The sequence below is a fragment of the Spirosoma agri genome, assembly GCF_010747415.1.
GTDB lineage: Bacteria > Bacteroidota > Bacteroidia > Cytophagales > Spirosomataceae > Spirosoma > Spirosoma agri.
Map to the genome: position 1 here is coordinate 1,400,362 of NZ_JAAGNZ010000002.1, position 16,591 is coordinate 1,416,952.

The following is a 16,591-nucleotide window of genomic DNA, read 5'->3' on the forward strand; positions in this document are numbered from 1 at the left end:
TTACTACGAATGAATACCAAACAACAGACCATTCAGAAAGCCGTTTCGGTATCGGGTGTGGGCTTGCATACGGGCGTATCGGCTACGATGACCTTTCTGCCCGCGCCGTCTAACCATGGCTATAAATTCCAGCGCATCGACCTGCCTGGTCAACCGATCGTAGACGCGGATGTTGACAACGTCGTTGATCTGTCGCGGGGTACGACCATTGAACAGAGCGGGGCGCGGATTCATACGGTCGAACATACGCTGGCTGCGCTGGTGGGTTTGCAACTGGACAACGTGCTCATCCAGCTGGATGGTCCTGAACCGCCCATCATGGATGGTTCATCGATTCAGTTTATCAACGCCTTGCAGGAAGCGGGTATCGAAGAACAGAACGCCACGCGTAACTACTTCGAAGTGAATGAGTATGTTCACTACAAAAACTCGGAAAAAGACATTGAACTGGCTGCGCTTCCGCTCAACGATTACCGCCTGACGGTGATGGTTGACTATAATTCGCGGGTGATCAGCAGCCAGCACGCGTATCTGAATGACATCAGTCTGTTCCCCGAGCAGATCGCCAATTGCCGAACCTTCGTTTTTCTGCATGAGCTGGAAGCGTTGTACAAGCAGAACCTCATCAAAGGAGGTGATTTGACCAACGCCATCGTTATCGTTGACCGCGATGTGGAAGATGGTGAACTGGACTACCTGGCCGACCTGCTTCACAAACCAAAAGTAAGCGTTAACAAGCGGGAGGGCATCCTGAACAACATTCAGCTGCACTATCCCAACGAAATGGCGCGCCATAAACTGCTGGATGTAGTGGGTGATCTGGCCCTGATCGGTCGTCCCATCAAAGCGCAGATTCTGGCCGCCCGGCCTGGTCATGCGGCCAACGTGGCTTTCGCTAAAAAGATCAAGAAACTCATCCAGAAAAATGCGGCCAACCAAGTGCCGCAATACGATCCGAAACAGCCGCCCGTGCTGGACATTAACCGGATATCGCAGTTGTTGCCCCACCGCTATCCGTTCCAGATGATCGACAAAATCATTGCCCTGGACGAAAACAGCGTGGTCGGTATCAAGAACGTGACGATGAACGAGCCATTTTTTCCGGGCCATTTTCCGGGTAATCCGGTTATGCCGGGTGTGATGCAGCTCGAAGCAATGGCGCAAACGGGTGGTATTCTGGTACTTAGTACGGTGCCTGACCCTGAAAATTACTGGCCTTTTCTCGTTGGCATTGAAAATTGCCGGTTCCGGCGCAACGTTCTGCCCGGCGATACCGTAATCTTTAGGTGCGAGTTTACGTCGCCCATGAAGCGCGGTATTGTCAAAATGCAGGGACGTGGCTATGTCAATGACAATCTTGTTTGCGAAGCCGATATGATTGCCAGTCTTGTCAAAAAGAAATGATGAATACTAAATGACGAATGATAAAACCCGTTGCGGCCATATCATTTGTCATTCACCTTTTCATCATTTATCATTAAAAATATGATTCAACCATTAGCCTATATTCACCCTGAAGCGAAGATTGCGCAGAACGTGGTGATTGAACCCTTTGCCATCATTCACAAAGACGTTGAAATTGCAGAGGGAACATGGATTGGTTCGCACGCCGTTATCAACGAGGGTGCCCGCATTGGTCGTAATTGCAAGATTTATCCGGGTGCCGTTATTTCATCGACTCCGCAGGATTTGAAGTTTAATAATGAGTACACCCGGACATTCATTGGCGATAATACGACCATCCGGGAGTATGCGACCATCAGCCGGGGAACGGAAGAGCATTGGAAGACCGAAATCGGAACCAACTGTCTCGTCATGGCTTACGCTCACGTGGCCCACGATTGCCGGATCGGTAATCATTGTCTGATTATCAATAATGTGCAAATGGCGGGCCATGTTCACATGGGTGACTGGGCCATCATTGGTGGATCAAGCTCCGTGCACCAGTGGGTGAAAATTGGGCCACATGCTATGGTATCGGGTGGGTCGCTGGTCCGTAAAGATGTGCCTCCGTTTACCAAGGCTGCCCGTGAACCGCTTTCGTACACGGGTATCAACTCTATAGGGCTGCGTCGTCGTGGGTACGAAAACGACAAGATTAACCAGATCCAGGAAATCTACCGGTATATCTACCTGCGTGGCCTGAACAACGCGGAAGCGCTGACCCAAATTGAATTGCAGTTGCCCCCATCCGACGAGCGGGATGAGATCGTTAATTTTATCCGGAGTTCGGAGCGCGGTATCATGAAAGGACCCGCTACGAACGGAGACCGGGAATAATCATTCGCAGTTTGTAGTTGTGGTTCACAGGTACTATAAACTGCGAATCACAAACGACGAACGAATGGAAATCAGGGCTGAGCAGGTCGGAAAGAAATACCGGAAAGAGTGGATCTTTCGCCGGGTTGCCCTAACACTGACGGCTGGATCAAGCTACACATTCGTAGGTCCGAACGGAAGCGGCAAGTCAACTCTGTTGCAGCTGCTGGCTGGTAGTTTGCCACTCACGGAGGGCCAGCTGAGCTACCGTCAACAGGATACCGTGATTGAGCCAGACAACTGGTTCCGGCACGTCAACATAGCCGCTCCTTACCTCGAACTGGTCGAAGAGTTGTCGCTCGATGAGTTATTGACCTTTCACCAAACGTTTAAGCCGTTTAAGGCCGGATTTACCCCGGAGATCGTTGCCGAACAGCTCCTGCTTGGCCATGCCCGCCATAAAGAGATCAAGTATTTTTCGTCGGGGATGAAGCAGCGGGTAAAATTAGGGCTTGCCTTTTTCTCTGAAGCACCCATCGTCATCCTCGACGAACCAACATCTAATCTTGACCGTCAGGGCGTAGCCTGGTACCAGGAGCAGGTCCGTCAGCTGATCAAACCAGCCGTATCAATTGCTGGCCATTCAGCTCAACTGCTGCTGATCGGCTCCAATCAGCCGGAAGAATATGATTTCTGCCCCAACGTGCTGAACATGACCCAGTGGAAATAGTCGAAAAGTTTCCAATCTAAAAAGTGAATAGCATTACGTTGAGTGATGACCCTTACTTTTTAAGGTACTCATCAACGGCTACTCAGTCAGTAGGCGCAGTAACCAATCTGGTTTCAGGAATAAACCCACGACAGGCACTACTAAACCCACCGCCAGCCATACGGCCGATTTGGGAAGATGACCGGCTAATGCCTGTTCTGTCGAGGGAGGGACCGGGCGGAAGAAGAGCAAAAACGGAATTTTCAGGTAATAAACCAGCGAGATCAAGGCATTGAGCAAACCGAGCACGAAGAGCGCCAGTAGCCAGTTGTCGCCGGTGTGTTGGTAGGCGTCGAAGAGGGCTGAAAATGCCAGCAACTTGGCCGTAAAGCCAACCGTCGGTGGCAGACCGGTCAGTGCTAGCATAACGACTGTCAACGCAACGGATACGAGTGGATACCGTGGCCCCAGACCGGCTAATTTGCTGATAGTTAAATCCGTACCGGCAGCGCGGGCGAGTAAATCGATAAGAAAGAAAGCCGCCAGCGAAATAAACAGGTACGTTCCGATATAAAACAGAACGGCTTCAAACCCGGCTTGGGTCAACGCCACGACGCCGACCAGAAGAAAACCCGCATGAGCAATGGATGAATAGGCCAGGAGACGCTTGGCGTCCGTTTGCCGAAGGGCGGATAAGTTGCCGATCAGGATACCCGCCAGCGCCAGCACGGCCAGTGGCGTTTGTAGAGCCGTTATCGTCGGGCCAGCCAGCGTTTCTACGCCCGTAGAGTCAACCGGCAAAACGGTTACGATCCGCATCAGCACCAGTATGGCAGCCGCTTTAGGCGCGATCGAAAAGAATGCCGCTACGGGAACGGGTGCCGCTTCGTAGGCGTCGGGGGTCCAGACATGGAAGGGTACACCCGCCAATTTGAAGAGTAGGCCCGCCAGCGTGAGTAAAATAGAAACGGTAACTACACCGGTCTCCTGCCGACTGAGTTCAGCAACGAACGTTTCGGCGGTGAGGTCGAGGGTGCCGGTCATGCCGTAGAGTAACGACATTCCATAAAGCATGATCGCTGAACTAACCGCCCCAAACAACAGATACTTAATCCCCCCTTCCGACGCTTTTCGAGTGGCTGTCAGGGCCGTGAGCAGATAGGAGCAGATCGAAACGAGTTCGATGCTCAGGTAGATACTGAGCAGGTTGACAGATACGGTCATCAAAAATAGACCCAGCGTCATGGCAACCAGCAGGGAGTACCATTCCAGCGGCAACCGGCCCTCGGCCCCCGACTCCTCCCGCAACGGCTGACTAGTCAACAACTCATAGAGCAGCACAAAAACGCCCGACAACGCAATGACCACCTGAACGAAAATCGCCTGATTGTCCACGAACAGCAGGTGCATGAACAAAAAGCCACGCACGGGCAACAAAGCCGCCCAGGCACCGGCCAGCAGCACGGTGAAAACGCTCAGGACGGCCAGCCACAGGCGCGTTTTTGGCTGAGCCGATGATCGCAGTAGTAGAAGTTCGGTAATTAGGATGCCGCAAAAAGCCACCGACAGCCAGGCCATAGGGCCGAAGCCGCCGAGGCTGTTCAGAATATCGTTAAGCTGATCGGTGAGAGACAAAATACCTGCTAAATTAAATCATATGGTCGCGGTGTGCTTCTTCTTCATACCCATGCAGTTGAATAGGAGCCTGCTTTTTGCGAAGCCGGATATTAAGAAATTCGACCAGCAGCGAGAATGCAATCGCGAAGTACAGATACCCCTTAGGAACCGTACCAACTTCCTGATTAAAAATGACCACTTCAGACAGGTGCGCACCTTCGGCTACGAGCATGAAGCCAATCATGATCAGAAACGCCAGTCCAAGCATCTGAATCGTTGGGTGCTCATTAACGAACTTGCCGACGGGTCCGGCAAAAAACATCATGATCAGAATAGAAAGCACGACGGCAATCATCATAACCGTGACGTTCTGCGTCAAACCAATAGCCGTCAGAATTGAGTCGATGGAGAAGACGATATTCGTAATCGCAATCTGGGTCACCACGCTGGAAACGCTCGTTTTTCCTTTCGTACTTCCTTCGGCTTCCTCAGGCCCGCTTCCTTCCAGCTTATGGTGAATTTCGGAGGTTGCTTTATAGAGCAGAAATAAGCCACCCGCGAACAGAATCAGACTTTGCCCGGTGAAGGCGGCCCGGAACCAACCCGCATCAACGTGCGTAAACGGTTTGCTCAGCGATATGACAAACGAAATACCCAGCAACAGGATCAGCCGGAACGCCATAGCCAGCACCAAGCCGATGTTCCGCGCTTTAGCTTGGTCTTCTTGAGCCAGCTTATTGGCAGCAATGGAAATAAAAATAATGTTATCGATTCCCAGGACAATTTCCAGAAAGGTCAGCGTCAGTAAACTGATAATCGATTCGGCAGAGAAGAGCTCGCTCATGGTTGGAACAAAAGTACAGCCCAAAAATAGCGGCTCCAAACCGGGTCTGCAATAAGTTTTGTTCACCAACGAACGCTCATCAGTATAAAAGGTCGGTAAATCGGGCTGATTGGTACATACGTAATTGGCTGAATCGGGCAGGTAGAAGCCGTGGAAATGGTTACATAGGCAATTGATCGCCTGGTTGCATACGACAAGTACCGCAGCCCAACCCTTACTTATACTGCAATTCGATGAGCAGTGGAACGACATTGCCTGTCACGCCCGGCTTGACCTCAAAGCCGATCTGATTGTTGCGATAGTGAATCTGATCTTGTTTCACCAGTTGATCGCCCAGCACATCGGTCAGGCGTTTGTCGAGTGGACCCTTTTTGCGATCGAGCGTTTTGATGAACCCATCCATATTTAAGGGTCGTTTGGCAAACAGGATTAGCAGGTAATCGGATTTGTTACCCTTGTGCTTTTCCATGACAATCGAACTTTTTTCGGACGGATAGGCAATGGTCGTGTTTGGCCCTAGCAGCGGACTGGTCAGTTCATCGGCCGGAAACAGCTTTTCGACCTCGCCATCTTTCTGGGTGGTGAGCGCGTAGACGTAGGTGTTTTCCGAATTGTTCAGATAAAATTTGAACCGTGTTCCGGACGCATACGCGTTGACCACACGGTAGGGACGGATGTCGGTAGGAGCCGACTCGTCCGAGACAACTTTCAGGTCGCGCGTTACCTGACGAGTAACCTCCATCGTGGTCCCGTCGTTGAGCTTCAACTCCGCCGAGCCATGTCGGCTGTCATCGGCGGGAGGGGTGTTGGATGTGGGACGATTCGTGCTGGAACTGGTGAGAATAACTGTTCCGGGCCGATTGCCCGCTTCCTGCGAGGCCTCATAGACCTGAAACGCATTCAGTGCAAATTTGCCAAAGTAACTGTACGGAATCCAGCAGAACCCTTTTTCGCCCCAGCCCGTATTCCAGCTGTTGACGATGCGAAAGGCCCCCCCGTATTGCTTATCGCTGTACCCAATTACACACAGTGCCTGATTGTAAAGAATATCAGCGGCTTTTTCGTTTGGTGCGGGTTCCCAGACGGTGCGCGCTTCTTCGAATGACAACGGTGCGCCAATGCCCACCACCACCGGATTACCTTCCGACAAAGCTTTTTTTACGGCAAGCACCTTCTGAGCACCATCGGCTTGTTCCGCGAATAACTGCTGATAGTCGCCAATTCTAAATTGGGAGGCTTCTTTGGCTGCGGCAGGCGGAATGGCCTGATTACAAAGTGGGTAAGTTAACGTACTCAAACGCGGTACCCCATCAACTTTTAGCACGTCTAATGCCTCCTCGATGGTACCCCCGCCCTGACAGTTCACGTCTTTCGGATCGCGGATTTTGTCGTACACGAACGTTGGCGAAAAACGGGCTTCGTCCAGCTTCGGTTTCTGGCTAATGTTTTTTTCTTTCCCCTCCATAATGGTTCGCAGGTAGTACGCCGTGGCAAACGCCACCGAGGTTTCCTGCTTGCCCTGATCGCCAACACTGGGGCAAAATTGCTCGTACGATACCTGAGCGGGTAAGTTGGCGAAGCTGCGCGTTGCCAGCGGAGCCTTGTTCATGACCGTCAGCGAACGGGTGCGACTTAGTTTCATGCCGCCTGCATACTTGCGCATTGGGGGCTGGCGATCCGACTGAGCCTGTGTAGTTAACGTCGCAAAACTCGCCGTCATCAGTAAAATGGCGGTTCCGAAGCGCGTGGTTGCTATGGTTGGTTTCATGGGAATAAGAAGTAATCCGAACGGCCACATTCGGAGGGTGATACTCGCTGTTCGCTCGCCGAATGTGGCCATTCGGGCTAGAAGTGCTATTCTTTTTCCAGTTCGACTTTAATCTGTTTTTTCAGCTGAATAGACAGCGAGCTTGCACCGGTCGCGCCAACGTCGAGTCCGGCCGTATTCCCATGGATGGTCAGTGCCATGAGTCCGTCGGCAATGGGAAACTGTTCTTCCTTGGTGGTTTTGTCCACATAGCTGATGCGCCAGGGGGTGCGCTCGGGTACTGACAAGCCTACGATTTTGAAGCCGGGGGGAGCCGTATAGAGTTCTTTCCGTTCCGTAATTTTCGCCTGTGTGCCGGTTTCGGCTCCACCGGTTTCGAAATAGACGCCTAGCACGACCTGACGCTCGCGAACGATCATGAACTGCACTGACGCGTTGATTTCTGGGTTGTTTTTACCAAACTCACCGGTTCCGGAAATAAGTAGCGGCTTAAACGGACCGTACACACCGGGATTAATGGCGGGTCCGGTCGGTGCTGCTGGGGCAGGGGCGGGTTTGGCACTTGGTTTAGGGGCCGCAGCAACCGCCTTTATTTCGTTACCCGTTGCTGCGAGAGCCGCCAGCAATGCCGCTTTCTTGGCCTCCAGCTGAATCTTTTGTGAATTCAGCAACTGAACGCCTTCATCACCCTCTTTGCGGGCATTTTCGTATTCACCAGCCAGTTGTCGATAACTATTCGTGGTGGCCATGAACAACGGCTTTGGAAATTGCTGGTCCAGTGCACTTGCGTTGGCATAGAAAGAACGGAGCCAGGTGTCGGTCAGGGGGGCACCCTGTTCCAGGGCGGTCAGCATCTTGTCCGTTCCACTCAGTTGTTTTTTGTAGGCCAGGATTTCCTGCACCGACTGATTTTGCTGAACGCTGGTTAAGCGGGGAATGAGGGCTATCGACAACCACCAGCATAGCGTCGTCAGCAGCAGTAGCGCGGCATACAGGCCCAGAAACTGACCCCAACGCTTTGATCGTTCAACTTGATTTATTGGCTTCATAGAGCTGTAGAGGGTGGGGGAGGGAGGAATCATAACCGATTACTCGCCACCCATTTTACGGTTGAGCGGCTTTAAGGGCCCGCATACTTTCCAGACTCGACTGTTTAAGCATCAGCTGGGTTTCCAGGCTCTGAATGTCGGTTTTGAGTGTTACCACCTGGTCAGTCAACTGGTCTTTGGTGTCGGCTTTCGTCTGGCGGTCAGATGCCTGCAAGGCAACGGTGCCCAGCAGCTTGCTGTAATTTCGGCCCGTTGCCTGAGCCAGTGACCGAAAGAGCGTGTCGGCTTGGTAGCCGGTTTCCATACGGCTAATTGCTTCTTCCTGTTTGAACCGTATGGCCGAGAACTCACTCGCCTGTTCAATAGGGTCGGTTTTCTTTAATTTTATGTGCAAACTGTCGGCTCGGTTTATATCCGTCAGAAACTGATCTTCCTGATCGGCAGACGTTCCCTGACCGTCGGACGGTTTCTGGCCGCTAAGCGCGTACACAAGCGCACCGATACTGCCACCGAACAGGAGCGTTACGAGAAGAAATTTGATAAACGATGCGTTCATGAGTTTGGCGCTAGATACGAGACATTAGATTCGGACTGTGGGTCATTTTCACTTGGTGCAGATCTATCCGCCGATCAAAACGGTTGGAAATCCCAGCGTAATCGTACCGCCATGAGCGGTCGTATCACCCAGTCGGGCGGCTGGCTTGCCACCAATCAGGACCGTCATAGAACCCAGAATAATGCTGTCGGGTGGGCCGACGCAGGTGCACATATCCCCCATACAAGCTGCTGGCATACCACCGATAAGTACCGTCGGTGTGCCGGGTGGTAAGATTGGTCCGCCGACGTGCGGAACGGGTGGAAGGCCCGGTGTGATCATCGGGCAAACGTGCATGTCGCCTATGCGGGCCGCTGGCATTCCCATAGTTTTATTGGTTTAGGCTGTTCATCAACTTGTTGCGTTAATTTTATGAAATCGTAGCTCATCGTCCCCAGAAACTGCTCTTGGGGGCGTCTTTGGCTGGCGCATCCTGCCGGTCCACAAAGAATTCGTCCTTGTCTTTCTCGACGTAATTCAGTTGACTCAGCTTACTATAAAGGGCGATTACTACATCGCACAGGCGGATAATTGCAGCTAGAACGGGCTGACTGTTGGCGTGGGCGTATTCCATGTCCAGCACTTCCTGCATGGCCGATTCGAACTGCACAGGACTGACGCCACACCAGTTCTTGAAATAATTGAACATGGCTTCTTTCTCCCGGTCAGGTGTGCTGCTGATCATCAGGGTCATGGCTCTGGCGAAGCGCATCCCGAACTCCGCCACAAACACGGGCGATTCATAGGTCCCTCTCAGTTGAAACGCGTCGAGGTTATCGGCTATCGTTCGGACGGTAGCTTCGGCCAGATACCCAATCGTTGTGGCGAGTAAATTCTGCTGTCCGGAGCGGGCATTTGTCCGTACCCGCACGATGATAGCGGTGGCAAATCCGGCAATCTCACCCATTCGACTACCAATGGTCAGGTATTTTTGCTGCATGGCGGGCAGTACACCAACCGCACGGCACGGGGGCAGGTAGTCCGTTGTGAGGCTGAAGAGTCCGTTGGCCAGTGTTAGTTGACCAACCGGCATATGAAACGCTGCCGCCAACGGGCTGGCCAGCACGGACTGCGGTACAGCCCCCAACCGGTAACCGGGCGTGGAGAATGGGTAACGCAACGGTACTTCTTCCGGGTCAGGCTGGCCCCAGGGTTGCGGATCGAACGGGTTTACTTCCACAATGGCGTACCCTACCGATTGTCCCAATCGCACCCATTCGTCGCGGGCGGCACTCAGAGCCAGGCGCAGGGGAGGGTGAGCCGCATCCAGTTCGATACGCGCTCCACCGGGCGTAATGGCCCGGCATACGCTCAGGACCAGCTCATGCCCGTCGCAGGTGATGGCCAGGGGGCTGTCTTTTCCCGGTGCGGGCGGCAGCAATCCGTAAGCGAGTGGATTAAGCATCAGTCCACCCGTGTCGCGAAGGGCATCGTGGAATGCATTGTCATTACCCTGCAAATGTTGCCGGGTTATTTTCATGCCATCTGCCCAGTTTACTGGCCAGTGTGAACGTTCAGGTAACATAGATTGGGTGTTAAGCGAATTGGGTAATTGGCCCTTATTCGGTGCTCACAAAACTTCGGGCGATGATGACATCATTGGCTTTGACCCCGTTTCGGATCAGCGTCAGCGTTGGGTCCAGAAATTGCTTCGACAGGCCACCCAGCGATTCCTTGTAAAAAACCCACCCCAGCAAACTGCCTTCGTGGTTCTGTTCATAATACAGGATTGGCTGCTCCGGATTTTCCTCCGCATTATGGGAATAGATCATGTAGTGAAACAAGTCGTGCAATGTCCGGTCGATGGGGGCTTTCACGGTATATGTCGCCAGTTCACTTACATCAGGAGCTTTCGCCACGCGGAAATTAAGTCGAACCGTATCATTGAGTTCGATGAGGGGTACGGCCCGGTCTATGGGATAAAACCACTTCCGATAAATTCGGGGCGGGATGGCTAGCCAGGCGTTATAGGCGAATAGAAACAGAATAGGTAATAGAAACGGCAACAGGCCCGAGGCCAGCGCGGGCAGAAAGCGATCCGACCGTTGTAAGCCCTGAAATAGCCCCGTAAACGCAGCGGCAATCAGGAAGAGTACGGCCACCATGAGCAACAGTTCCGACCAGAACCCACCGCTGGCCTGAAAGGGAAATAGTTTTCTGGTAACCAATACGTGCGCGATGCCAAGTACCAGAGCAATTCCCTCAATCCAGTAAAAAACGGTCACGAGCGATTCGGACCGGGCAAACGCGGCTCCGAGGGCCGCTGCGATGGCTATGGCACCAACAGCGTACATGAGCATCTTTTTTGTAAAGACCTCTTTCGCCGAATGCCGCATCATCAGCCCGATCAGGCACAAAATCGCCATGACGAGGTAGAAGGTAACGGTGAGTATAACGCTGGTTTTCATAAAATCGAATGCTAATTTTCGGGTTAAGATTTAGTCGTTGTTCAATAGGGTTTGCCAAACAGGGTTCTACCAAACGGTCAATTAGCTTAGCGTGGTTGTTAGACCCAACCGTCCCGTTATGCCACTCGCCGACAGCCTAAACACATCATTGACGGCATCGGTCAGAACATCCAGCCGCCAGTCTGCATCGACCGGAAACAAGTAGCCCGCCAGTAATCGAACCTGTTGAATGCCAGTGCCACCCGGCAGAAACTCGGGTAACTGAGTGTCGGTCAGAGGACCGATTGTCAGCCGAATAAGTCCGCCATCATCCAGCAGTTCCGGTTGGGGGAGTACCCAGTCGAGCCCAAGCCTGCCATCGCCCAAGCGATTCGGTTTCCAGTTGTCGGTCTGACCAATAGACCGGTTGATCGCTATCGTCTGCCGACCATACTGGATGGCAACCGGAGCCTGTAGAAAACGACTCATGTACTGTGCCGTTTCGTCCCAATTTCCCACCAGTCGGTAAGCCTGACTGATCAGTAGGAACAGTGTTAGTTTCTGCTGATTCGAGAGTGAATACGCATCGGCATCGGGGGCTACCAGATTCAGGAGTTCCGACACCAGCAGGGCATCGTCGCCCGCTAAAGTCTGGGTTTCAAAACGGGCAATGGCCGCCCGCTGGTGGTTGAACTCGTTATCGAACGGCAGGAAAAAATGCCGCGATTCCTGTTCCTGTTTTTCCTCCTCCTGCCGTATTTCGGCCCACTCATCTTCGTCTTTGGTTCGCTTCTTCGTTCGCTGGAACAGCCGTTCGGGTAAGGTGTCATAGAACCCATCGCGCGGGATATTGAACTGCCAGAGTGTTGCCTGTTGGTCGTTGGGCCGTTCGCTTATCTCGCTAATGTCCCGTTCAAAATTATAGACCGACGTGCGTTCGGGGTTGATAACCAGTTCATCGTTGGTCAGCAAGCTCGCATCCAGCAGTTCGTTGACCACGTTCTCGAACCGCAGCCGTCGGGTGGCGGTTTGATTGAGTAGCGCTTCGATGTCAGAAATTTCTACCATTCGTAGTTATTCGTTTGCCTCGGATCGATTGTCTTGTATGCCCCAGCTATTTCTTCATCGGTGGACGGCTCCGTCCTTAATTTTCCAGCATGACCCGGTAGGGCATCGCAGCAAATGCCTGTTGTTCAATGAGGTGTTTCAGTCGGTGACAATGATCATCCCATTGGTCGAGGGGCGTGGGCCGGGCCGGATTGGGCGTCAGCAGGACATCCATCGTCCGGATCAGTCCCTGTGTTTTCATTGCTCCCGTCGAAAGTCCTTTCGTGACCTTAACTGAAAGCAGCTTATCACCCAGATCGGCAAAACAAACGGCCTTGATATCTTCAATCGTTACCACCCGACCTCTCGTGAGCAGCGCCTGCCGGAAAGCGGGTAGATTTTCGTCGGGCTTGAGTCGTTGTTTGCCGCCCGTTGAGGTGGTTAGCAGGATGGATTCTTCATCCGAAAAAACGATCTGACTCCGGTCTTTGCTAAGCTTGGTGCCGAACGGAATCCGGTTGGCTACATCTCCTTTCGTGCTCCAGAATCTAACCGTTAGTTTTCCGTTTTTTTCGGTCGTTTTTACGGTTAGAAAGGTGTTCTGATCGCTGCCTTCGCCGATGGCTGTATTGATTTTTTCGAGCCGTTTGCGTATTTCATCCACTTCGCTTTCCAATTCACTTCGGCCCAGCGCCATAAACATGGCACTTTCGTCGCGTAGCAGCGTAATCAGGTATGACACAAGATCGTAGCTGTCCCGCTCGTCGAAGCGGGTGATGCCGCCCTGTCGGAGCACGTACTGGTTCTGCCCATCGCGGGTAATTTGTTGCGCTTCGCTGACCCGAATTCCGTTCGTGGTTTCAACGTCGATCATTTCCAGAAATGACTCCTGGGCTTCAACCCGGACGGGAAAGACGTTGAACAGCGGTCGAATGTCGTGCGTATCGGTACACAGTTTTCGGTTCACGACCGGAAAGGCGTTGACTTCGATTTGGGTGCGGTAGGTGACTTCATCGGATAGGCTTTCGGGAAATTGCAGATGTAGCCAGACCAGTTCCTGCGAGAAAAACTTGGCGGACTCTTCGGGCGATAATCCCTGACTTAATGCAGCTGGACATTTCTGCCGGTGCTCGTTCAGCGCAATGGGCTGGTTCGTTTTCTTGGAGACACTACTAACGGTCAGGAAATGCCGACCGTAGTAGCGCCGAACGTATTCGTGAAGCTGACTCGAAACCGTCGTCGGCCCAGGCTCGTAATGCTCGGGTAACCCCGGTTCGGCGCTGATTTCGGTCTGGTCCAGAAAGAGCCGAATGTCGGCTACCTGATCAAGGTGTATAGCCCGGAGCGGATCGTTGCGCCAGTCGAAGAACAGCAGCAGCTTCTCGAACGAATCAAGATCTGCGTCAACCGACAGACCCAGCCAGCACTGGTTGCCGGGCAGAATCTGATTCATGAACGACTCCTTGGACGACGGACCGTATTCCCTGATTTTGTTCTGGATAACAACGGTCTTGATTTTGGCATTGACGAGCGTGAACGACCCTGCCGCCGAAAAATGAATCTCCCGCCCGCCCACGCTGCACGAGAACGGATGCGTGGGCAGTACGTCGAACGATGGATCGATGACGTGCGCGCGCATCACGGCATGAGCCGGTTGCGGGCCCGTCATCACATCGGGCGTGAGGAGTTTGGCGAGACGCTGCACGATACGGCTGCGCGAGTTTTGCAATTCGTGGTGCAGTCCTTCGATACCGGTAGCGAAAGCGCCCAGAAGCATGCCAACCAGCGGATCGAAACTCTCGACCGCCATATCGGATTCGTCGTAGTTCCAGATTCGGGCTATTTCCCGAATCATCTCGCTGCGAATGGCTTCGCGGGACCGTTGTCGTTGTGGCGTCATGGTCAAGTGATTACGAATAGCGAACGACCCTGAACTTCATTTCAGGTAGTATTTCGCGGGTTTGGGTCATCCGGCAGCGGATCACGATCTGTACATAGCGGCAGATGCGCGGATTGCGGCCATCTATTTTTTCTTCGATATCGGCTACGTCAACCGCTACCCGTTCGGGTTCGATCCGCTTGTCGAACTTACGCAAGTACTCTTCGATGGAGCGTTTGATCTGATCTTTGCTGGGCGTTTCGTTCAGCTCGTGAAACTCATAATTGTGAATGATGCAACCGTAGTCTGGGTCGAAATGGTACTCGTTGGGCCGGGTGGACAGATAGAGCGCGATGTTCTGCGCCACGGATTCGCTGAGTGGTAGTTTGTCGATTGGCTGACGCTTGGTGAGCGCACCAAAAGAGGGCGGTATGGCGTAGTAGTCGGCTGGCATCAGAATTGAATCTTGGTGGCTACGTTGGTTTTCGAATAGGAACGACTCTCATCCGATCAGCTCGTACGTCGCGGTTTGGGTGGTTTTATTGACGCATTTAATTAATCATGACGACTGCGCCCTTGAGTGATGCCTGACCGCTGCTTTCCAGAGCCAGTTGCGCATTCGCTTTGATTGATGCCTGTGCCTGCGCTTCGATGTCAATATTAGCACCCTCTACTTTCACCCCTGCCTGACCGGCTAGTTCAACCTTGGTATTGGCGCTTATTTTCATGCCCTGATCATTACTGATCTCCGTCTTGCCGGCTTTGACTTTCCATTCCTGATCGGCCGTCATTTCAATCGTTTTGGCCTTCATCGTAATGGTGTCCTTGGCCTCAATGTTGATCTTACCCTCGCTTTTTATGTTGATGGTCGTTTCCCCGTCGAGCGATAAGACGATCTCATTTTTGTTGTCCTTATTATAAATTTTGATGCTTTCTTTCCCCGCTTCGTCGCTGATCAGAATGTGGTTGCCACCCCTTGTGATGATGCCCTTGATGTTGTTGTCTTGGTTAAACAGGGGGCCAGGCGTGTTGTTGCCGTGAAACATAGTGCCCCGTACGAACGGTAGATCAGGGTTGCCAAACTCGAAGTCAACAAATACGATTTCATTGACTTCTGGAATAAAGTAGACACCCCGGTCTTTGTAGGCCATAGGCTGGGCGACGCGCACCCAGGGTGTAGTTTGGTTACTATCTTTCTGCCAGGCAAACTGAACCTGAATCCGACCTAAACCATCAGGATCATCGACCCGCTTAACGATGGCTGGCTGGCACTCGGCGTTTGGGGTGACAACGTTGTACGCGACGGGGGGAAATTCAGTATCCTGCGGAACGGCTTCGAATGTTGCCTGATATACCCCCCGCGAGTCGAAGTAATGGTTGAGTTGCGTGACCAGAAATGTGCCATAATCAATGGTTTCCTGGAGCTGGGCCCCCTGGCGAGCATCGCTGACCGCATAGATGGCGTCCTTGATCTTAACTAGACCGCCGATCTTTAGCTGCATTTCAGCGGTTCGCCCCTGTAGTACGGCCAATTTGGTAGACATTTCGCTCAGCCTAAGCTTGGCGGCATTTTTCAGGGTATCTTCTTTCTGGTGGTTCTGATAGCTAATGTCTACGGGGTCATCTTTAAACAATGCGCTGGATTTGTCGCGAACCAGTTTGGCGAATTCCTGAAGACCATCCACATCATTGCCCGTTACGGCTGATGATAGGAATTCGCCTGTAGAAAAGTCGTAATAGTTGGCGGTCATCTTCATGGGTGATACCCGCAGGCGGTAATCCATATCGAAGAAATTACTGCCGTGGATAAGGGCTACGCCCGTATCGGATGAACGCTTACCATAGTATACTTTTTCACCGTCGTAGAAGAACCATTGTCCGTAGTCTCTGGCCAATCGTTGTGCGAACGTAAAGTCGTCTTCCTGATATTGGGTGATATAGGGTAATTTGGGGTTACTGGTGGCCGAGACAGAAACCGAAAGTCCGAGCGATGACGCGATCTTTTCAATAATAGCACTTGGTGTCATCTCATCAAATGAGCGGGTTGTTCGGCTTGCGCTGAATAGTAAAGTCGGACTACTCCCAGTAATGGTAATGCTATTTGTTTCCAGATGACTCTTCAATAGTTGTACGCCCGTAACAATGCCTTTGAACAGTAGCGTTTGCGTTTCGGATACGGCACCAGTCTGTCCTTTTTCCCCCTGTTTAAACTTAATGGACACAGCCTCACCGACAAAGTTCTGCCCCAAGTCCTTTAATTTGACCGTCGACCCGCTGTCGAGCATATCGGGTGAAAGCGTGAGGGTAAACTCGTGGTGCGAATCGAAACGCTGACAAATGCGAACACTGTTGAATCGCTTCAATGTAGTGCCATTGATCGTTACTTCGGCAGTGGCTATGTATTGGTTCGTTGAGGGCATAATCGATACGGCATAGG

The 16,591-nt window shown here is 52.4% G+C and carries 15 protein-coding genes; 3 read left to right on the forward strand and 12 right to left on the reverse strand.

The annotated features are described in order from the left end of the window. The first annotated feature begins 9 nt into the window (after nt 1-9). From GK091_RS22405 to GK091_RS22415, 3 genes are all read left to right on the forward strand, one after another. Nucleotides 10-1,404, forward strand: coding sequence for a bifunctional UDP-3-O-[3-hydroxymyristoyl] N-acetylglucosamine deacetylase/3-hydroxyacyl-ACP dehydratase (locus tag GK091_RS22405; RefSeq protein ID WP_164042185.1), 1,395 nt, complete (start codon nt 10-12; stop codon nt 1,402-1,404). 81 nt (nt 1,405-1,485) lie between these two features. Beyond that, the gene (gene lpxA, locus GK091_RS22410; protein ID WP_164042187.1) at nt 1,486-2,280 is read left to right on the forward strand and encodes an acyl-ACP--UDP-N-acetylglucosamine O-acyltransferase; all 795 of its coding nucleotides are present in this window, start codon (nt 1,486-1,488) and stop codon (nt 2,278-2,280) included. A gap of 64 nt (nt 2,281-2,344) precedes the next feature. Then, nucleotides 2,345-2,989, forward strand: a complete 645-nt coding sequence (locus tag GK091_RS22415; protein ID WP_164042189.1) for an ABC transporter ATP-binding protein — start codon at nt 2,345-2,347, stop codon at nt 2,987-2,989. 78 nt (nt 2,990-3,067) lie between these two features. On the opposite strand, the gene GK091_RS22420 is transcribed toward GK091_RS22415, so the two are convergent. The 12 genes from GK091_RS22420 to GK091_RS22475 all read right to left on the reverse strand — a co-directional run bounded on the left by GK091_RS22420 (nt 3,068) and on the right by GK091_RS22475 (nt 16,574). Continuing rightward, nucleotides 3,068-4,603, reverse strand: a complete 1,536-nt coding sequence (locus tag GK091_RS22420; RefSeq protein WP_164042191.1) for an NADH-quinone oxidoreductase subunit N — start codon at nt 4,601-4,603, stop codon at nt 3,068-3,070. A 13-nt stretch (nt 4,604-4,616) separates the two neighbouring features. Beyond that, a complete protein-coding gene (locus GK091_RS22425; RefSeq protein WP_164042194.1) occupies nt 4,617-5,429 on the reverse strand; it encodes a TerC family protein in 813 nt (270 codons plus the stop codon). Nucleotides 5,430-5,643: 214 nt separating this feature from the next. Continuing rightward, nucleotides 5,644-7,197, reverse strand: a complete 1,554-nt coding sequence (locus GK091_RS22430; RefSeq protein ID WP_164042196.1) for a C1 family peptidase — start codon at nt 7,195-7,197, stop codon at nt 5,644-5,646. 86 nt (nt 7,198-7,283) lie between these two features. After that, a complete protein-coding gene (locus GK091_RS22435; RefSeq protein WP_164042198.1) occupies nt 7,284-8,246 on the reverse strand; it encodes a hypothetical protein in 963 nt (320 codons plus the stop codon). Nucleotides 8,247-8,301: 55 nt separating this feature from the next. After that, nucleotides 8,302-8,802, reverse strand: coding sequence for a hypothetical protein (locus tag GK091_RS22440; RefSeq protein ID WP_164042200.1), 501 nt, complete (start codon nt 8,800-8,802; stop codon nt 8,302-8,304). A 63-nt stretch (nt 8,803-8,865) separates the two neighbouring features. After that, nucleotides 8,866-9,168 (reverse strand): PAAR domain-containing protein, encoded by a 303-nt coding sequence (locus GK091_RS22445; protein ID WP_164042202.1) that lies wholly within the window; start codon nt 9,166-9,168, stop codon nt 8,866-8,868. Between the two features lie 58 nt (nt 9,169-9,226). Next, complete coding sequence (locus GK091_RS22450) at nt 9,227-10,366, reverse strand: hypothetical protein (RefSeq protein ID WP_164042204.1); 1,140 nt, start codon at nt 10,364-10,366, stop codon at nt 9,227-9,229. Nucleotides 10,367-10,400: 34 nt separating this feature from the next. Then, nucleotides 10,401-11,249 carry a TssN family type VI secretion system protein gene (locus tag GK091_RS22455; protein WP_164042206.1) on the reverse strand — a complete coding sequence of 283 codons (849 nt, stop codon included), beginning with the start codon at nt 11,247-11,249 and terminating at the stop codon, nt 10,401-10,403. Between the two features lie 81 nt (nt 11,250-11,330). Further along, nucleotides 11,331-12,296, reverse strand: coding sequence for a type VI secretion system baseplate subunit TssG (locus GK091_RS22460; protein WP_164042209.1), 966 nt, complete (start codon nt 12,294-12,296; stop codon nt 11,331-11,333). A gap of 76 nt (nt 12,297-12,372) precedes the next feature. Beyond that, complete coding sequence (locus GK091_RS22465; protein WP_164042211.1) at nt 12,373-14,175, reverse strand: type VI secretion system baseplate subunit TssF; 1,803 nt, start codon at nt 14,173-14,175, stop codon at nt 12,373-12,375. 10 nt (nt 14,176-14,185) lie between these two features. After that, the gene (locus tag GK091_RS22470) at nt 14,186-14,608 is read right to left on the reverse strand and encodes a GPW/gp25 family protein (protein WP_164042213.1); all 423 of its coding nucleotides are present in this window, start codon (nt 14,606-14,608) and stop codon (nt 14,186-14,188) included. Nucleotides 14,609-14,705: 97 nt separating this feature from the next. Continuing rightward, entirely contained in the window at nt 14,706-16,574 is a 1,869-nt protein-coding gene (locus GK091_RS22475) for a type VI secretion system Vgr family protein (RefSeq protein WP_164042215.1), read from the reverse strand. Nucleotides 16,575-16,591: the final 17 nt, after the last annotated feature.

Excerpts from the sequence above, each read along its gene's own strand:
- GK091_RS22405 (WP_164042185.1), top strand. The coding sequence starts at position 10 with ATGAATACCAAACAACAGACCATTCAGAAAGCCGTTTCGGTATCGGGT.
- lpxA (WP_164042187.1), top strand. The coding sequence starts at position 1,486 with ATGATTCAACCATTAGCCTATATTCACCCTGAAGCGAAGATTGCGCAG.
- GK091_RS22415 (WP_164042189.1), top strand. The coding sequence starts at position 2,345 with ATGGAAATCAGGGCTGAGCAGGTCGGAAAGAAATACCGGAAAGAGTGG.
- GK091_RS22425 (WP_164042194.1), bottom strand. The coding sequence starts at position 5,429 with ATGAGCGAGCTCTTCTCTGCCGAATCGATTATCAGTTTACTGACGCTG.
- GK091_RS22430 (WP_164042196.1), bottom strand. The coding sequence starts at position 7,197 with ATGAAACCAACCATAGCAACCACGCGCTTCGGAACCGCCATTTTACTG.
- GK091_RS22435 (WP_164042198.1), bottom strand. The coding sequence starts at position 8,246 with ATGAAGCCAATAAATCAAGTTGAACGATCAAAGCGTTGGGGTCAGTTT.
- GK091_RS22440 (WP_164042200.1), bottom strand. The coding sequence starts at position 8,802 with ATGAACGCATCGTTTATCAAATTTCTTCTCGTAACGCTCCTGTTCGGT.
- GK091_RS22445 (WP_164042202.1), bottom strand. The coding sequence starts at position 9,168 with ATGGGAATGCCAGCGGCCCGCATAGGCGACATGCACGTTTGCCCGATG.
- GK091_RS22450 (WP_164042204.1), bottom strand. The coding sequence starts at position 10,366 with ATGTTACCTGAACGTTCACACTGGCCAGTAAACTGGGCAGATGGCATG.
- GK091_RS22455 (WP_164042206.1), bottom strand. The coding sequence starts at position 11,249 with ATGAAAACCAGCGTTATACTCACCGTTACCTTCTACCTCGTCATGGCG.
- GK091_RS22460 (WP_164042209.1), bottom strand. The coding sequence starts at position 12,296 with ATGGTAGAAATTTCTGACATCGAAGCGCTACTCAATCAAACCGCCACC.
- GK091_RS22465 (WP_164042211.1), bottom strand. The coding sequence starts at position 14,175 with ATGACGCCACAACGACAACGGTCCCGCGAAGCCATTCGCAGCGAGATG.
- GK091_RS22470 (WP_164042213.1), bottom strand. The coding sequence starts at position 14,608 with ATGCCAGCCGACTACTACGCCATACCGCCCTCTTTTGGTGCGCTCACC.
- GK091_RS22475 (WP_164042215.1), bottom strand. The coding sequence starts at position 16,574 with ATGCCCTCAACGAACCAATACATAGCCACTGCCGAAGTAACGATCAAT.